The 16,501-nt window shown below is 72.6% G+C and carries 19 protein-coding genes; 10 read left to right on the forward strand and 9 right to left on the reverse strand.

Translation table 11 applies throughout. The features are described from left to right. The first annotated feature begins 108 nt into the window (after nucleotides 1–108). Nucleotides 109–1,026 (forward strand): DUF2382 domain-containing protein, encoded by a 918-nt coding sequence (locus tag ACH4RC_RS04985; protein WP_398195190.1) that lies wholly within the window; start codon nucleotides 109–111, stop codon nucleotides 1,024–1,026. A gap of 80 nt (nucleotides 1,027–1,106) precedes the next feature. Continuing rightward, entirely contained in the window at nucleotides 1,107–1,967 is an 861-nt protein-coding gene (locus ACH4RC_RS04990; protein ID WP_398195193.1) for an Fpg/Nei family DNA glycosylase, read from the forward strand. A gap of 85 nt (nucleotides 1,968–2,052) precedes the next feature. On the opposite strand, the gene ACH4RC_RS04995 is transcribed toward ACH4RC_RS04990, so the two are convergent. Further along, nucleotides 2,053–2,712: a zf-HC2 domain-containing protein gene (locus ACH4RC_RS04995; protein WP_398195194.1), complete on the reverse strand. Its 660-nt coding sequence runs from the start codon at nucleotides 2,710–2,712 to the stop codon at nucleotides 2,053–2,055. Nucleotides 2,713–2,791: 79 nt separating this feature from the next. On the opposite strand from ACH4RC_RS04995, the gene ACH4RC_RS05000 reads away from it, so the two are divergent. The 4 genes from ACH4RC_RS05000 to ACH4RC_RS05015 all read left to right on the forward strand — a co-directional run bounded on the left by ACH4RC_RS05000 (nucleotide 2,792) and on the right by ACH4RC_RS05015 (nucleotide 6,927). Continuing rightward, nucleotides 2,792–3,541 carry a LytR/AlgR family response regulator transcription factor gene (locus ACH4RC_RS05000; protein ID WP_398195197.1) on the forward strand — a complete coding sequence of 250 codons (750 nt, stop codon included), beginning with the start codon at nucleotides 2,792–2,794 and terminating at the stop codon, nucleotides 3,539–3,541. 64 nt (nucleotides 3,542–3,605) lie between these two features. After that, a complete protein-coding gene (locus ACH4RC_RS05005; protein ID WP_398195199.1) occupies nucleotides 3,606–3,974 on the forward strand; it encodes a hypothetical protein in 369 nt (122 codons plus the stop codon). Further along, nucleotides 3,971–5,737 (forward strand): cation acetate symporter, encoded by a 1,767-nt coding sequence (locus tag ACH4RC_RS05010; protein WP_398195202.1) that lies wholly within the window; start codon nucleotides 3,971–3,973, stop codon nucleotides 5,735–5,737. Before ACH4RC_RS05005 ends, ACH4RC_RS05010 begins: the two co-directional genes overlap by 4 nt. Continuing rightward, entirely contained in the window at nucleotides 5,734–6,927 is a 1,194-nt protein-coding gene (locus ACH4RC_RS05015; RefSeq protein ID WP_398195205.1) for a sensor histidine kinase, read from the forward strand. Before ACH4RC_RS05010 ends, ACH4RC_RS05015 begins: the two co-directional genes overlap by 4 nt. A gap of 11 nt (nucleotides 6,928–6,938) precedes the next feature. Here ACH4RC_RS05015 and ACH4RC_RS05020 read toward each other — a convergent pair whose 3' ends face one another. Together ACH4RC_RS05020 and ACH4RC_RS05025 are read right to left on the reverse strand one after the other, a co-directional pair. Beyond that, entirely contained in the window at nucleotides 6,939–7,424 is a 486-nt protein-coding gene (locus ACH4RC_RS05020) for a hypothetical protein (protein WP_398195208.1), read from the reverse strand. A gap of 155 nt (nucleotides 7,425–7,579) precedes the next feature. Further along, nucleotides 7,580–8,116 (reverse strand): sigma-70 family RNA polymerase sigma factor, encoded by a 537-nt coding sequence (locus ACH4RC_RS05025; RefSeq protein WP_398195210.1) that lies wholly within the window; start codon nucleotides 8,114–8,116, stop codon nucleotides 7,580–7,582. A 222-nt stretch (nucleotides 8,117–8,338) separates the two neighbouring features. On the opposite strand from ACH4RC_RS05025, the gene ACH4RC_RS05030 reads away from it, so the two are divergent. Then, nucleotides 8,339–9,526, forward strand: coding sequence for a CapA family protein (locus tag ACH4RC_RS05030; protein WP_398195213.1), 1,188 nt, complete (start codon nucleotides 8,339–8,341; stop codon nucleotides 9,524–9,526). Nucleotides 9,527–9,590: 64 nt separating this feature from the next. Then, the gene (locus ACH4RC_RS05035; protein WP_398195215.1) at nucleotides 9,591–9,962 is read left to right on the forward strand and encodes a VOC family protein; all 372 of its coding nucleotides are present in this window, start codon (nucleotides 9,591–9,593) and stop codon (nucleotides 9,960–9,962) included. Here ACH4RC_RS05035 and ACH4RC_RS05040 read toward each other — a convergent pair. The 3 genes from ACH4RC_RS05040 to ACH4RC_RS05050 form a co-directional block, all read right to left on the reverse strand. Further along, nucleotides 9,959–11,407, reverse strand: coding sequence for an amino acid permease (locus ACH4RC_RS05040; protein WP_398195218.1), 1,449 nt, complete (start codon nucleotides 11,405–11,407; stop codon nucleotides 9,959–9,961). The two genes, ACH4RC_RS05035 and ACH4RC_RS05040, sit on opposite strands and share 4 nt — an antisense overlap. A gap of 97 nt (nucleotides 11,408–11,504) precedes the next feature. Beyond that, complete coding sequence (locus ACH4RC_RS05045) at nucleotides 11,505–11,966, reverse strand: universal stress protein (protein WP_398195221.1); 462 nt, start codon at nucleotides 11,964–11,966, stop codon at nucleotides 11,505–11,507. A gap of 75 nt (nucleotides 11,967–12,041) precedes the next feature. Next, nucleotides 12,042–12,704, reverse strand: coding sequence for a class F sortase (locus ACH4RC_RS05050; protein WP_398195223.1), 663 nt, complete (start codon nucleotides 12,702–12,704; stop codon nucleotides 12,042–12,044). Nucleotides 12,705–12,886: 182 nt separating this feature from the next. Here ACH4RC_RS05050 and ACH4RC_RS05055 point away from each other — a divergent pair, with 182 nt between their 5' ends. Then, nucleotides 12,887–13,147 carry a hypothetical protein gene (locus tag ACH4RC_RS05055; protein WP_398195226.1) on the forward strand — a complete coding sequence of 87 codons (261 nt, stop codon included), beginning with the start codon at nucleotides 12,887–12,889 and terminating at the stop codon, nucleotides 13,145–13,147. Nucleotides 13,148–13,209: 62 nt separating this feature from the next. Here the strand turns inward: ACH4RC_RS05055 and ACH4RC_RS05060 are convergent, their stop codons facing one another. The 3 genes from ACH4RC_RS05060 to ACH4RC_RS05070 form a co-directional block, all read right to left on the reverse strand. Further along, the gene (locus tag ACH4RC_RS05060; protein WP_398195229.1) at nucleotides 13,210–13,719 is read right to left on the reverse strand and encodes a hypothetical protein; all 510 of its coding nucleotides are present in this window, start codon (nucleotides 13,717–13,719) and stop codon (nucleotides 13,210–13,212) included. 143 nt (nucleotides 13,720–13,862) lie between these two features. Continuing rightward, a complete protein-coding gene (locus tag ACH4RC_RS05065) occupies nucleotides 13,863–14,624 on the reverse strand; it encodes a hypothetical protein (RefSeq protein WP_398195232.1) in 762 nt (253 codons plus the stop codon). A 17-nt stretch (nucleotides 14,625–14,641) separates the two neighbouring features. Next, nucleotides 14,642–15,241 carry a hypothetical protein gene (locus ACH4RC_RS05070; RefSeq protein WP_398195234.1) on the reverse strand — a complete coding sequence of 200 codons (600 nt, stop codon included), beginning with the start codon at nucleotides 15,239–15,241 and terminating at the stop codon, nucleotides 14,642–14,644. A 250-nt stretch (nucleotides 15,242–15,491) separates the two neighbouring features. On the opposite strand from ACH4RC_RS05070, the gene ACH4RC_RS05075 reads away from it, so the two are divergent. Continuing rightward, on the forward strand, nucleotides 15,492–16,472 hold the full coding sequence (locus ACH4RC_RS05075; RefSeq protein ID WP_398195236.1) for an SCO0930 family lipoprotein: 981 nt from the start codon (nucleotides 15,492–15,494) through the stop codon (nucleotides 16,470–16,472). Nucleotides 16,473–16,501: the final 29 nt, after the last annotated feature.

Raw genomic sequence — 16,501 nt, forward strand, 5'->3', positions numbered from 1 at the left:
AAGCCCCGCGTTGCACGGGCGCGGACGAGGCCGCGCCATGGAACCGAGGCACATGGTCGAAGCGGCGACCTCCGTTCGCCCCCATGTTCCCGGAGGGAGTGATCACGCATGACGCAGGGCGAGACCTTCAACACCCCCGATGCCCTCGTGGGACTCACGGCGTACGACCGCACGGGAGAGAAGATCGGCAGCGTTGAGCGGGTCTATCTCGACGACGCCACGGGCCGCGCCGACTGGGTGACGGTGAAGACCGGCCTCTTCGGCATGAAGGAGAGTTTCGTGCCGCTGGCGGGCGCCAGCCGCGCGGAGGACCAGCTGAGGGTGGCGTACACCAAGGAGGCGGTCAAGGACGCGCCCCGCGTCGATGCCGACCAGCACCTCGACCAGGACGAGAAGCAGGAGCTGTACCGCCACTACGGCCTCTCGTCGCCGTCCGCCGCCAAGGGTGACACCGGGCGCACCGGTATGCGGGGCGACGCCGCCGCCACCGGTACCGCCGCGGGCATGGGCGCGGGCACGCGGGGCGACGAGCCCCACGGCCGCCACGCCGCCGCCGGTGCGGGCGCCGGGCATCGTGAGCCCGCCATGCGCTCCGGCGCAGGGACGGACGGCAAGGACGAGATGATCCGCTCCGAGGAGCGGCTCCGTGTCGGCACCGAGGAGCACGAGGTGGGCCAGGCCCATCTGCGCAAGGTCGTCGAGACGGAGAACGTCAGCACGTCCGTGCCGGTCTCCCACGAGGAGGTTCGCGTCGTACGTGAGCCGATCCGCGAGGGTGACGTCAGGCGGGCCGACATCGGCGAGGCCGAGGCCGAGGTGACGCTCCACGAGGAGCGGGCCGTCGTCAGCAAGGAGACCGTCCCGGTCGAGCGGGTCCGCCTGGAGACCGAGAAGGTCACCGAGACCGACGAGGTCACCGGCACCGTCCGCAAGGAGCGGATCGAGTACGACACCCCCGAGTCGACCGACCGCAAGGGCATGCCGCGCGACGGCAAGTCCGGCCCGGGCCACGGCCCGCGCCACTGACGCCTCCCTCCGGCGGCAGGCGGGCCCGGTCGGTCACTCCGGCCGGGCCCGCCGGTATGTGCCGTGGCATTCTTGTACGTATGCCGGAATTGCCCGAGGTCGAAGCGTTGACGGACTTCCTCACCGAGCATCTGGTGGGGCGCGAGATCACCCGCGTCCTGCCGGTCGCCATCAACGTCCTGAAGACGTACGACCCTCCGCCCATGGCCCTCGAACGCCGCACCGTGACCTCCGTGGCCCGGCACGGCAAGTTCCTCGACATCGACACCGGCGGCCTCCACCTCGTCACCCATCTGGCCCGCGCGGGCTGGCTGCACTGGCGCGACCGGCTGCCCGACGACCCGCCCAGACCGGGCAAGGGACCGCTGGCGCTGCGCGTCGCGCTGGAGACGGGGGAGGGCTTCGACCTCACGGAGGCCGGCACGAAGAAGGGCCTGGCCGTCTACGTCGTCGCGGACCCCGGCGACGTACCGGGCGTCGCCCGCCTCGGCCCCGACCCGCTCGCCGACGACTTCGACGAGGCCGCCTTCGCGAAGCTCCTCGACGGCGAGCGCCGCCAGATCAAGGGCGCCCTGCGCGACCAGAGCCTGATCGCGGGCGTCGGCAACGCCTACAGCGACGAGATCCTGCACGTGGCCCGCATGTCCCCCTTCAAACAGACGGCGACCCTGAAGCCCGACGACATCCACACCCTCTACGAGGCGCTGCGCACCACCCTCAAGGACGCCGTGGAACGCTCGCGGGGCGTAGCGGCGGGCCGCCTCAAGGCGGAGAAGAAGACGGGCCTGCGCGTCCACGGCCGCACCGGCGAACCCTGCCCCGTCTGCGGCGACACGATCCGCGAGGTCAGCTTCAGCGACAGCTCCCTCCAGTACTGCCCGACGTGCCAGACGGGCGGCAAGCCCCTCGCCGACCGCCGGATGTCGAGGCTGCTGAAGTAGGGCGGCTACGGACCCGGACCCGGCGACGGCGGGCGACGCGTCAGCCGGCGGTCACCGGCGGGTTCGGCAACCGGCCGGCGCCGCGTCAGCCGCCCACCGGCAACGTCAGCAACCGGCCACCCTCGACGGCTCGTACCTCGAACCTGCGGATCTCGGCGGGCCGGTCCGCCGCGCCGCCCCGCACCTTCACCCGGTCACCGCTGTGCACCGTCCAGCTCGCCACCGTCTGTTCGGAGCCGTTCCTGGCCACCGCCACCAGTTCGCAGACCCGGGGGCCGTCCGGGTCGCGGATGTCGAGGGCGACCTGCGTGCCCCAGCCGCGTTCGTCGGCGGTGAGGGTCGCCGCCACCCCGGTCGCGCGGTCACGGCCGTGCAGGGTCAGCGGCGCCGGACCGTCACCAGAACCCCCGGAGAGGATCGCCGCGCCCTGGCCCGCCGCTCCGAGCAGCACCGCCGCCGCCACGGCCGCACTCCACAGCCGTCGCCGCATCCTGCGATGCAGCGTGGCAAGGCGGTCCACGGCCTGCTCCACCAGCGTCGGAGCGGGGCGGGCGAACAGCTCCACACAGCGCGGCGTCGCCCGCGCATACACGTCGAGGACATCGGCGGCGGGCCCGAGTTCACGCAGGCGCGCCGCGCACACCCCGCACTCGGCGAGGTGGTCCTCGAAGCGGAACCGGTCCGCCGCGTCCAGGACCCCCAGCGCGTAGGCGCCGGCGTCACGATGCCGTTCCAGGGACCTCATGCGTTCCTCCCGCTCTCGCCCACCGGTACGCACCCGGCACCCGAATCACTCAAGCGACCGCCCGGTTACACTCCGCCGCATGCTGCGCGTACTGGCCGTCGACGACGAGGAGCCCGCCCTCGCCGAACTCCTCTACCTTCTGCGCGCCGACCCGCGCGTGCGCACCGCCGAGGGCGCCACCGACGCCACCGAGGCGCTGCGCCGCATCGGCCGCGCGCTGGAGGAGGGCCCCGGCGGCGACGACGCGGTCGACGTCCTCTTCCTCGACATCCAGATGGCGGGCCTGACCGGGCTCGACGTGGCCCGCCTGCTCGCCGGTTTCGCCCGCCCGCCGCTCGTCGTCTTCGTCACCGCCCACGAGGACTTCGCCGTCCAGGCCTTCGACCTCAAGGCCGTCGACTATCTCCTCAAGCCGGTCCGCCGGGAGCGGCTCGCCGAAGCCGTCCGCCGCGTCGCCGAACGGGCGGCCAGCGCCCCGCCCCCGGCGACCGTCCCCGACCGCATCCCCGTCGAACTCGGCGGCGTGACCCGCCTCGTGGCCGTCTCCGACATCACGTACGCCGAGGCGCAGGGCGACTACGCCCGCCTGCACACCACGGACGGCGCGAGCCACCTGGTCCGTATCCCGCTGACCACCCTGGAGGAGCGCTGGCAGCCGCTCGGCTTCGTCCGCGTCCACCGCAGCCACCTCGTCTCCCTGCACCGCATCGCCGAACTCCGCCTCGACGGCGGCTCCATGACCGTCCTCGTCGGCGCCGCCGAGATCGCCGTGAGCCGCCGCCACGCCAGCCGCGTACGGGAGCTGCTGATGCGCCGGGCCACCGGCTGACCTGCGCACCCCTTCCCTTCACCGCCTCTTCCTTCACCACCCCGCGCCCGCCTACACTCCGCCCGTGTCCGAACCACGGCGGCAGGTGGTGACCGGCGAGCCGCGCACCGTGCACGGCGCGACCGGTCCGCCAGGGCTGCGCACCCAGGGCGAGATCGACGAACAGACACCGCTCGGCGCGGCCTACGTACGCTCGTTGATGCGCAGCCAGCTCCGCGCGGCGACGGCGGCGTTCGCGGTCCTGGCGCTCCCGGTGGCGGTCCTGCCCCTCTTCTTCGGCGCCCTGCGCAACACAGCGGTGGAGTGGCTCGTCCTGGGCGTCGGCTGTTACCCCTTCCTCACCCTCATCGCGTGGTGGTACGTGCGCCGCGCCGAGCGCAACGAACGCGACTTCGCCGACCTGGTCCGCGGCCGCGACGGCGGAGCGCCGTGAACGAGGCGTACGCGATCCCCGCGGTGGCCGTCGTCGTCCTCGCCACCGTCCTCATCGGCGGCTTCGGCCTGCGCATCTCCCGCACCACCTCCGACTTCTACGTGGCCTCGCGCACTGTCCGGCCACGCCTCAACGCGGCGGCGATCAGCGGCGAGTACCTCTCGGCGGCGTCCTTCCTGGGCATCGCGGGCCTGCTCCTCGTCCACGGCCCCGACATGCTCTGGTACCCGGTCGGCTACACGGCGGGCTACCTCGTCCTCCTGGTCTTCGTCGCGGCCCCGCTGCGCCGCTCGGGCGCGTACACGCTGCCCGACTTCGCCGAGGGCCGGCTGGAGTCGCGGCAGGTGCGGCGCGTGGTCAGCGTGTTCGTCGTCGGCGCGGGCTGGCTGTACCTGGTGCCGCAGCTGCAGGGCGCGGGCCTGACCCTGCAGATCCTCACGGGGGCGCCGCGCTGGTTCGGGGGCGCGCTGGTCGCCGCGGTGGTCGTGCTCGCGGTGGCGGCGGGCGGCATGCGCTCCATCACCTTCGTGCAGGCGTTCCAGTACTGGCTGAAGCTGACGGCGCTCCTCGTCCCGGCGTTCTTCCTGCTCCTGGCCTGGCGGGGGAGCGGTGGCCCGCCGGGCGACGTGGTCCCGGCCGACCTGCCCTCGGCGGGCGTCGGCGCGGGCCGGCCCCTGGCCACCAGCCGCGCCGACCACCCGCTCTACGCCACGTACGGGCTGATCGTCGCGACGTTCCTCGGCACGATGGGCCTGCCGCACGTCGTGGTCCGCTTCTACACGAGCCCGAACGGCCGCGCGGCGCGCCGTACGACGGTGGTGGTTCTGGCGCTGATAGGCGCGTTCTACCTGCTCCCCCCGCTGTACGGCTGGCTGGGCCGCCTGTACGTGCCCGGCCTGGCCGCCACTCATGACGCGGACGCGACGGTGCTGCTGCTGCCGGGTCTGGTGGTGGACGGCGTGGCGGGGGAGCTGCTGGGCGCGCTGGTGGCGGGCGGCGCGTTCGCGGCGTTCCTGTCGACGGCGTCCGGCCTGACGATGGCGGTGGCCGGGGTGGTCAGCCAGGACGTGCTGCCGAGGCGCGGGGTACGCCACTTCCGTCTGGCGGTGGCGCTGGCGATGGCGGTGCCGCTGGCGGGAGCGCTGCTGGTGGACGGGGTTCCGGTGGCGGATGCGGTGGGCATGGCGTTCGCGGTCTCGGCGTCCTCCTTCTGCCCCCTCCTCATCCTGGGCATATGGTGGCGCCGCCTCACCCCTCCGGGCGCGTTGGCGGGCTTGTTCCTGGGCGGCGGCTCGGCGTTCGTGGCGGTGACCTCGACGGTGGCGGGCGCGGCCACGAACGGCTGGCTCCACACCCTCCTGGCCTGGCCGGCCCTCTGGTCGGTCCCGGTCGGCTTCCTGACCATGATCCTGGTCTCCCTGGCGACCCCGCACACGATCCCACCCCACACCACGGCCACAATGACCCGCCTCCACCTCCCGGAGACCCTGAGACCGGGCGCCCTGAAGGCGCGCGAGGACCGGCGCGAGCAACCACAGCCAACCCGCACCCGCGAAACAACCGACCCCCCCTCGACGAGTGGCGCCCTGAAGGCGCGCGGGGAACGGCGCGAGCAACCACAACCTTCCCGCACCCGCGAAACAACCGAACCCCCCTCGACGAGTGGCGCCCTGAAGGGGCGCGGGGAACGGCGCGAGCAACCACAGCCGACCCGTACCCGCGAAACAACCGCCCCCCCCTCGACGGAAGGCCACGCCCAGTGACCGGCACCGTCACGGCAACCCTCCTGGCCCTCTGCCCGGCCCTCCTGGCAGCGGGCTTCCTCGTCGGCAGACGAACCGCCCACCCCGCCGGCCGCAGCGACGTAGGAACCCCGGTGGAACGCGCCACCTTCGAGACCCTGCACACCGCCTCCCTGGCCGCCCCGGCCCTGCGCGCGGGCCTGACGGAGGACACCGCCCGCAAATCCGCCCGCAGCCTGCGCACGCTGCTCGGCACGGACGCCCTGGCGCTCACCAACCGCTCGACGGTCCTGGCCTGGGACGGCGCGGCCCAGCACCCGCACACGGCACACGTCATGCCGCACATCGCCCCGGTCCTGGCCGGAGGCCGCTCCGTCGCGTTCGACTGCGGCTGCGACGACCTCGACTGCACCCTGCGCTGGGCGGTCGCGGCCCCGGTCGTGGCGGACGGCCGCGTCCTGGGAGCGGTCGTCGCCTACGCGCCCCGCGAATCCGCCGTGCTCGCGCGGGCCACGGACGAGGTGGCCCGCTGGGTCTCGGTCCAGCTGGAACTCGCCGAACTGGACCGCTCCCGCACCCGCCTCATCGAGGCCGAGATCAAGGCGCTGCGGGCCCAGATCTCCCCGCACTTCATCTTCAACTCCCTGGCGGCGATCGCCTCGTTCGTCCGTACGGACCCGGAGCGCGCCCGCGAACTGCTCCTGGAGTTCGCCGACTTCACCCGGTACTCGTTCCGCCGCCACGGCGAGTTCACGACGCTCGCCGACGAGCTCCACTCCATCGACCAGTACCTGGCCCTGGTCCGCGCCCGCTTCGGCGACCGCCTCTCCGTGACCCTCCAGATAGCCCCGGAGGTCCTCCCGGTCACGCTCCCGTTCCTGTGCCTGCAACCGCTCGTCGAGAACGCGGTGAAGCACGGCCTGGAGGGCGCCGTGTCGAACAGCCGCATCACGATCGGGGCGAAGGACGCGGGTGCCGAGGCGGAGGTCGTCATCGAGGACGACGGCGTCGGCATGGACCCCGACGAGCTGCGGGCGGTCCTGCGCGGCGAGGGCGGCGCCTCGCACGGCATCGGCCTCTCGAACGTCGACGAACGCCTGCGGCAGGTGTTCGGCGACGCGTACGGCCTGGTGATCGAGACGGGCGTCGGCGCGGGCACGAAGATCACGATCCGCATCCCGAAGTACCGGGCGGGCGTCTACGCGCCCTGAGGCGCTCGGCGTCAGAACAGATGGATGGCCAAGTGCCCGAGCGGCAGACCCAGTTGCCACGCCGGAGTCCACACCTTCGGCCCGTCCTCCTCGTCCGGCACCGGCACGGCGTCGAGGTCGGGAGCGAGAAGCTCCGTCTCCTCCAGCCACCGCCACGCGGCGGCGGCCAGCTCCAGATCCGCCGACGGGATCGCGGCCCGCTCCGCGAACCGCTCCCGTACCCACTCCTGCCACGGCTGGTCGTACGCCGTCAGCGACGACCACGTCTCCAGTTGCGACACCACCCGGATCCCGGACAGCTCGTCGTCCGAGTCGGACAGGAAGATCGTCAGGGCGAGCGCGTCGCGCCCGGCCCGGAACTCGAAGGACGTGGGGGGCATCAGATCCCCGGTACGCAACAGTTCGTCCGCGATGTACTCGGCGTACAACCACGCCATGGGAACGACGAGTTCCCCGCCGTCGGCGCCCGAGGCACCGCCCTGGCTCTCGTGCAACATCCTTTCCTGCCTTCCTCCGGTCCGTGCGCTTCGCCGGCCCCCGGGCCCCACCCGTGCAACTCGTCCAACTCGCCGGGGAGGACAGCGGATTACTCAACCGAGGAAACACCGCGCCGGGCAAGGCGCTTTACCGATACTTGACCTGACCCACAGTTTCACCGCAGGTCAGGCGCGTATCCCGGAAGCACCCTGCGCAGCGCGCGCAACGCGTAGTACGCGCGGGACTTCACGGTACCCGGGGGGATGCCGAGCGCTCCTGCGGCCTCCGCCACACTGGCGCCCTTGAAGTAGACCTCGAGGAGCACGGCCCGGTGCTCGGGGCTGAGCGTCGCCACCGCCTCGCGCACGTCGAGCGCGGCGGCGGATCGCTCGGCGTGGTCGGCGCAGACCCGCGCGCTGTCGAGGACGGCGTCGCCCACCTCGGCGGGCCGGGCGAGCCGGGCGCGGCGGGCGTCGATGGCGAGCCGCCGCCCCACCGTGAAGAGCCAGGGCCGTACCGACTCGTACCGGGAGTCGAGCGCCTCCGGATGCTGCCAGGCCCGTACGTACGTCTCCTGGACCAGGTCCTCCGCGCGCTGGCGGTCCCCGTCGCACAGCCGCAGCAGGAACGAGAACAGCGGCCCGCCGTGCTCCCGCTGGACCTGGGCGAGGTCCTCCTCAGGGGTCGTGGATGTCGTGAGCGCCGTCGTCATGCGCGTATGCCAACGCAGGGCGCCGGTCGCGCCCAGGGGGCACGCGCGGCTCTGCGGCAGGCGGTCGATGCCGTCGACGAACGGTGCGGTGAACGGGCCGGGTGGCGCAGCGCGGCGCCACCCGTTCGGGGAGGCACCCGGTATGGGTACTTGCGCCCGCCCTATGTACGTATATCCATATGTGTACACATGCATACGTGCATACGTACAGGGAGACGCTCCATGCCACCGACGACGCCGAGTTCACGGAGTACGCGCAGGACGGCCGGGGCCTGCCTGGCCGCGCTGCTCGCCCTCGGCGCCGCCTGCGCCGCGTGTGCCGCCCCGCGGTCCGCCCCGGCCCGCACCCCGGGCGCTGCCCCCGCGGCACCCCACGAGGGCCTCACCCTGGCCGCGTCCGGCGACGTCCTGCCGCACAGCTCGATCATCGAACGGGCCCGCGCGGACGCGGGCGGCCACGGCTACGACTTCCGCCCGATGCTCGCGGGCGCCAGATCGGTCGTCGCCCCGGCCGACCTGGCGATCTGCCACATGGAGACGGTGTACGGAGCACACGGCGACTACAGCGGCTACCCGGCGTTCAAGTCCCCGCCGCAGGTCGCCGCGGGTCTGCGCGCCACCGGCTACGACTCCTGCTCCACCGCCTCGAACCACACCCTCGACGCAGGCGGCGCCGGTGTCGACCGCACCCTGGGCGCCCTAGACCGCGCCGGGATCACCCATGCGGGCTCGGGCCGTACGGCGGCCGAGGGACGCGGCCCGGCGCGGCTGCACGCGGGCGGCGCCGAGGTCGCCCAACTCGCGTACACCTACGACACGAACGGCTACGCGCCGCCGCCCGGCCGCCCCTGGACGGTCAACCTGATCGACCGCGGGCGGATCGTCGCCGACGCCCGCGCCGCGAGGCGGGCGGGCGCCGACATCGTCGTGGTGTCGCTGCACTGGGGCACCGAGTGGCAGGACGAGCCGAACGAGCAGCAGCTGACCCTCGGCAGGGAACTCACCGCGTCCCGCACGCGGGGCCGCCCCGACATCGACCTGATCCTCGGCACCCACGCCCACGTCCCGCAGGCGTACGAGAAGGTCAACGGGGTCTGGATCGTCTACGGCATGGGCGACCAGATCGCGGGTGAGATGTTCAACCCCGCCGGCGCCGTGGACGTCCGGGGCAACCTGGGCACGATCGGCCGCTTCACCTTCACCCGCCCCGCGCGGCCGGGCGGCCGCTGGCCGGTGACGAGGGCCGAGTTCGTCCCCATGCGGTTCGACCTGCGCACCGACCGCGTCGTGAACCTGAACCACGCACTGGCCCGGGGAGCCGGCCGTGACGTGAGGGTCCTGCGGGACAGGATCCGCCGCGTCGTCCTCGGCCGGGGCGCCGCCCAGGACGGCCTGACGATGGGGAAGTAGTGCAGTAACCCTGACGACGGAAAGCAGCCGCCGCACCCCGGGCTCCGCGGGCACACTGACCCGCATGCCCCTAGCCCTGCACCACATCGTCATCGACGCCCACGACCTCCCCGCTCTGGCCCGGTTCTGGGCGGCGGCCCTGCGCTGGCGGATCCTGTCCGAGCGGGAGCGGGAGGTCGTGATCGGCCCGGACGCGCACGCGCCGGTCGGCATCTGCTTCATGCCGGTCACCGACCGCAAGACCGTCAAGAACCGGCTCCACCTCGACCTGACGTCCGCCGCCGAGGACCGGGACGCCGAGATCGCACGCCTCCTCGCCCTCGGCGCCCGACGGGCGGACGTCGGCCAGAGCGGCGAGGAGTCGTGGACCGTACTGGCCGACCCGGAGGGCAACGAGTTCTGCGTGGTCCGCCCGAAGACGACCCTGACCGGTTAGGGCTTGTCGGCCGGCTCGGTGCCGCGCGCCAGCTCCGACCTCTTGTACGAGTACCCGAAGTAGATCACCAGGCCGATCAGGAACCACACGGCGAACCGCACCCACGTCTGCCACTGCAGGAACGTGATCAGCCAGATCGAGAAGACGACCCCCACCGCGGGCACGACCGGCATGCCCGGTGTGCGGAACGTGCGCGGCAGCTCCGGCTGGCGGTAGCGAAGGACGATCACCGCGACGCACACCACGACGAACGCCAACAGGATGCCGATGTTGGTGAGTTCGGCCGCCTCGCCGATCGGCAGGAACCCGGCGATGGCGGCGGACGCGAAGCCGACGATCCACGTCACACGTGTGGGCACGTGCCGCGTCGGGTGTGTCTTGGCGAACCACTTCGGCAGCAGCCCGTCCCGGGACATGGAGAACCAGACACGTGTCACACCCAGCATGAAGGTGAACATGACGGTGAGGATGCCGATGATGGCGCCCACCGCGATCACGTCCGCGAGCCCGCTCAGCCCGGCCGCCTTGAACGCCGTCGAGAACCCGCTCTCCGGGTCGATGTCCTTGTAGTTCTGCATGCCGGTCAGGACCAGGCAGGCGAGCACGTACAGCACCATCGAGACGGCGAGCGAGTAGAGGATCGCCTTCGGCATGTGGCGCTGCGCGTCCTTGGACTCCTCCGCCGCCGTCGACATGGCGTCGTAGCCGAAGACCGCGAAGAAGACGGTGGCCGCACCCGTGAACGCGCCGCTCACCCCGAACGGGAAGAACGGCGTGTAGTTGCCGGTGTTGATGTGGAAGACGCCCACCCCGATGACCAGCAGCACCACGAGCACCTTGAGGACGACGACGACCGTCTCGAAGCGGGCCGCGTTGCGGATGCCGAGGGTGAGCAGGTAGGCGATGAGCAGGCACAGCACGGCGGCGAAGAGGTCGACCTTGTGGCCGTCGCCGGTGCCGGGCGCGCCCAGCATCCAGTGCGGCAGGTCCAGGCCCATCTCACCGAGCAGGAAGCTGAAGTATCCCGAGATGCCGATGGCGACGACCGCGACGATCGCCGTGTACTCCAGGAGCAGGTCCCAGCCGATGAACCAGCCCGCGAGCTCTCCGAGGACCGCGTAGCCGTACGTGTAGGCGGACCCGGCCTTCGGGATGAGCCCGGCGAATTCGGCGTAGGAGAGGGCGGCCGCGGCGCTCGCGACGCCCGCGATGAGGAAGGAGATCAGGACGGCGGGTCCCGCCGTGCCGTTGGCGACGGTGCCCGCGAGCGTGAAGATGCCCGCGCCGATGATGCCGCCGACGCCGATCGCGGTGAGCTGCCACAGGCCGAGCGTGCGGGTGAGCTGCGAGGCGCCGCCCGCCCCGCCCTCGGTGTCATCGATCAGTTCGATGGGTTTGCGGCGCAGCACGCCCTGTCCCATGCGCGGGCGTGGGGGAACGGCCATGAGCTCACCTCTTCGCGGACGTGACGGCTGACGGCCGATCATGATGCACCCGCGGCGGCGGTGACGGAAGACGACGCGCGCCCCCGGCCCTGGCCCCTTACGGCACGACCGTGACGGGCCAGCGCCCGGCCTTCACCAGACGCACCGCGACCGAACCGACGATGCGGTGGCCGGCCTGCTCGGAGGCGCCCACCACGACCGCGTCGGCCTTGAGGTCGTCCGCGGCGGTGACCAGGCCGTTGAACGGGTCGCCGCGGAAGGTGTGGAACTCCCAGCGCACGTCGTATATGTCCTTCACCCGCTCCGTGGCCTCGCGGATCTCCGCGATGAGGCTCTCGGCGATCTCGTCGGTCGTCTCGGCGACGGGGACGCCGAGCGCGGCGCCGCCCGCGAGGACGGGCTGCACGTAGACGACGGCGAGCAGCGCACGCTGGCGCCGGGCCAGCCCTCCGGCGTAGGCGGCGGCGCGGAAGGAGGAGTCGGAGCCGTCGACCCCGACCACGATCACCTTGGGCCCGTCGGTGCCGCGCTCGAACTGATGTGGCTGCTGATCGGTCACGCGCAGAGGCTAACGGAAACCCCAGGTGAGGGAAGCGGCGGGGCGCCCTCCGGATCCGCCCGGGGTTCACCGGGGTCAGCGTACGGACGCCAGGCGGGCGAAGACCACGACATTGCCGTCGTAACCGTGCTGCCTGGAATAGCCGCCGCCGCAGGTGATGATCCGCAACTCCGGTGCGCCCGTGGGACCGTAGACCTTCCGGCCGGGGAAGTGCGCCTTGTCGAAGACCTCGATCCCGTAGACCTCGAAGACGGCGGTCCTGCCGTCCTCGCGCCCGACCTCGACGTGGTTGCCCTTCTTCAGCGAGCCGAGCCCGTAGAAAACGGCTGGCCCCTGGAGGTTGTCGACGTGTCCGACGACGACGGAGGTGCCGTTCTCGCCGGGGGAGACCGCTCCGGTGAACCAGCCCGCCAGGTTGGGATCCTCGGGCGGCGGCGCGTCCACCCATCCGTCCGCGTCGAGCCCGACCTGCGTGATCGGCGCGTCGACCTGTATCGCCGGGACCCGTACGCGCTCGGCGGGCGAGAACGGCAGCGGCTCCGCGGCCGTCGACGTGGGCCGCGCCGGGGTGCGCGCGTCCGCGGCGGCGGCCGACGCGGGCTGCGGCGGCCCGGCGTCGGTCTCGCCCGAGCCGTTGCGGATCAGCGCGAGACCGGCGAGCAGCACCAGCGCGAGGACGCCCCACGGCGCACGCCCCCGGGGCCGCTCCGCCGCCTCGTCGGGATCTGTGTCGGACATCGGCTCATCCCCTTCCGGGCGTGGCGGCGCGGCTCCGCGGTCCTGGGCCGGTGCGCCATCCGGCCCAGCCCCGAAATGCGGGATCGCACACGCCGACTGATGGTGCGTCTGACAACTGTTCGCTGTTCTCGCCCCCGTCCCCGCGGCCGTCGCCCGGGTTCGCTTCCTCGCGGAGGATTTTCATGCGTTGCATCCGTGCCCTGGCCGTGTCCGCCGTCGCCGCCTTCGCGGTCACGCTGCCCGCTTCCGTCGCGTCCGCCGCGTCCGCAGCGGCCGAGCCGCGCGAGCACGTCCGGCACAGCCGTGACAGTGACGACTTCGACGGCGCGCGCCGCCCGGAGGCCACCCCCGCCGACATGGCGATCGGCGGGGCCCTCGTCGCCTCCGGCCTCATCGGCGGCGGCGCGTTCTGCCTGCGCCGCCGCGCGGAGAGCAGACGGTGACGGGCCAAGGGCTACGGGCCAAGGGCTTCCAGCCGACGGCTAGGGGGCCGTCGTGGGCGCCGTCAGCTCTTGTCGTCGCCGGTGCGGCGGCGCGCGAAGTAGTAGGCGGTGCCGAACGCGCCCGTGAGCAGGGCCGCGCCGAGGCCGATCTCGCGCAGGTCGAAACCGCCGACGCTGCCGCCGGCGCCCGCCTTGACGCCGTGGTCGGCGGGCTGGTGCGTGGGCTCGTCGGGCCGGCCGCCCGCGATGGTGAGGTCCACGGACCGGTCGGGGCGGCCCTCGCAGGAGAACGTCACCGAGTACATGGCGCTCTGCTTGGCGTCCCAGTCGACGGTGACCGCTTTCGAACCGCTTCCGCCGCCGAGCTTCACGGTGTCGAAGATCCCCGCGGTCACCGTGGTCTCGCCGGGGCAGCCGCTCTGGGTGAGCGTCACCCGGCCGCCCGCCGAGATCGTGGTGGGCGAGGCGCTGACGTCGAACGACCGGTCGTCCCCCGCCGTGGCGGACGGGGCGGCGAGGGTGAACGCGGTGAGGCCGAGCACGGCGGCGGAAGCGGCGCGTATCGGGTGCATGGGGATTCCTCCGGTCCACGAGGGGCGGCCGCGGACCGTTTCCGCTCGTTGGGACAGCACCTCGTGGCCGAAAGCCTATGGATTGCCCCAAATGGGCGCGATTTTTGTCGGGCGAACGGGGGACGGCCCCCGTGCCACCGGGATCAGCCGGCCCCCGGGAAGAGCATCAGGAACGGCTCCGCGGTGGCCGCCGCGCCACGGCTGTACGGGGCGTCGAAATCCCAGATCAGGAAGAGCAGGAAGGCGATCAGGGACGAGAAGAGGCCGGCCAGGACGATCTCGCGGCGGGTGCGCCGGATCTGCAGCGCGAAGATCATGCCGATCGTCACCAGGCCGCCGACGATCAGACCGAACCAGACGACGCCGGGCATCGTGGCCCCGGTCGAGTCCGCGCGGGCGTTGCGCGCGTCGTCGGCCGCCGTCACCTGGTCCAGGAGCGGCTGGTAGGCCTGGGCCTGGAAGTCGTTCTCGGGCTCGAAGTCCGTCACGTCGTGGCGCACCTTGTCGAACAGCCGCGTGCCCGCGTCCGTCAGCTCGCCCTTGGTCCGCATCGCGTGCCACTCCGTGGTCACGACATGGCTGACATACGTGTCGACATCCGTCCGGATCCGGTCGCGGACGTCGTCCGGGTAGACACGGACACGCTCATGGATCTCGTGCAGCGCCTGCGCCTCGTTGCGCACACTGTCCTCGGCCGCACTGCGCGCCTCCCAGGCGCCGGCGATGGCCAGGCCGAGGACGATCGCGTAGACCACGCCGATCATCATCGTCATGTACTCGATGACGTCCGGCGTCTCGGACGGATCGTCGTCCTCACCGATCCTCCGCTGTTGCAGAACTTGGACGACGAGCACGACCGCGCACACAGCGATCATCGCGAGGGCGAGAACAAGCCATTCCGACATGGAATCTCCACACAGGTTCAGCGGGGGCGCAGTGCGGCGACCGCGAGGATCGCGGGCGCGGTGATGAGCAGGGTGACCGTGACGAGGGACGGGCCGCCGCGGGGCGGTGCGCGGTGCACCGTGGGCCGATGGGCGGGGTAGTGGACTTCCGGTGTCGGCTTCGGCTTCGGTGTCGGCGTCGGTGACGGTTCGGGAGTCGGCTTCGGCGTCGGCTTGGGCGTCGGCTTCGGTGTGGGCAGTGGCGGGGGCGCGGGCTTCGCGGGCGCGGCACGCGTCGGGGGCGGGGTCGGCGCGGGGGTCGGCGGCGGTGGCGCCGGTGGCTCGGGCGCCGGGGGCCGCGGGGGAGCGGGCGGCGGCGGGGCCGGTTTCGGCGGGGGCGGCTTCGGTGTCGGCTTCTGCGGTGGGGGCGTGCTGGGCCCCGCACTGCAATCGACGTCGGAGCCCGCGACCGCGACGGCGCCGCCGCTCGCCCCGCCGTCGACCGAGGCCCACGCGCAGGCGTCGGCCGGCACGAGAGCGGTCGCGGCCCCGGCGGGCACGCCGCACAGCCAGGCGGCGGCCACCATCGCGAGGACTCGGGTGACCAGGGCGGACCTGGCCCGCTGGGTTCGATGCACGACGGAGATGATGAGCGCCCGCGCGGTACGGCACGCCGTTTGCGCGCCGCAATGCCCCGAACGGGGGGAACGGTCGCGTTCGAGGTTTGCGCCCCGCCATGTCCCTCGTCCGTGTGGTGCCGCGGGCGGACCCGTACCGCGAGATTTCTGGGCCCGCGTTGAACACACCCACCGTCCCCGCCCGTACCTAGGGCCATGTGCGGACCCGACCGGGCTCCCACAACACCCAAGCAACACACGGGAGTTGACGATGAAAACCTCCTGGCGGAACGCCTCGCTCGTAGCGACAGCCGCTGCCCTGCTCGCGCTGACGACGGCGTGCGGTCAGGACAAGGGCGACGGGGCCTCGAACGGTCAGAACGTGGGCAACGCCGCGCCCGCGCAGGGCGGTTACGGCTCGGACGGTTACGGGTCCGACGGGTCCGACGGGTCCGGCTCGGCGGGGAAGGAGGGGGCCGACGCGGCCGACGCGCCCAAGGCCAAGGCCGCCGGCCAGCTGACCGTCTGGGACAGCAAGAAGCTCGGCAAGGTCGTCACGGACAGCGCCGGGTTCACGCTCTACCGCTTCGACAAGGACACGGCGCAGCCGCCCAAGTCGAACTGCGACGCGACCTGCCTGAAGGCCTGGCCGGCCGTCCCGGCGAGCGGCGCCAAGGCCGCGCCCGGCGTCGACGCCGCCCTGATCGGCGAGGTCACCGCGGCCGACGGCACGAAACAGCTGACCATCGACGGCTGGCCGATGTACCGCTACGCGATGGACGCCGCGCCCGGCGACGCCAAGGGGCAGGGTGTGGGCGGCACGTGGTACGCGGCCGCCCCCGACGGCAAGAAGGCGAGCCCGGCCGCCGCCGCGCAACCCGCCGACCTCGCGGGACTGTCCACGCGCAAGGACCCGGAGCTCGGCGAGATCGTCGTCGACAAGAACGGGATGACCGTCTACCGGTTCCTGAAGGACTCGGCGTGGCCGATCAAGTCCAACTGCGTCGGCGCATGCGCGAAGAAGTGGCCCGCGGTCGCACCGGTCGCGAAGAACGACACCGAGAACATTCCCCTGAAGGGCTACATGACCTTCGACCGGCCCGACGGCACCCAGCAGCAGACGCTGAACTGCTGGCCCGTGTACACGTTCTCCGGCGACAAGAAGCCCGGTGACACCAACGGGCAGGGCGTGGGCGGCACGTGGTACGCGGCCGCGCCCGACGGCAAGCCGGTGGGCCGCCCCGCGCAGTAGAAACCGCCCGCAGATCCCCCCGCAGATCC

It is taken from the genome of Streptomyces sp. NPDC016845, from assembly GCF_044332585.1.
Taxonomy (GTDB): Bacteria; Actinomycetota; Actinomycetes; order Streptomycetales; family Streptomycetaceae; genus Streptomyces.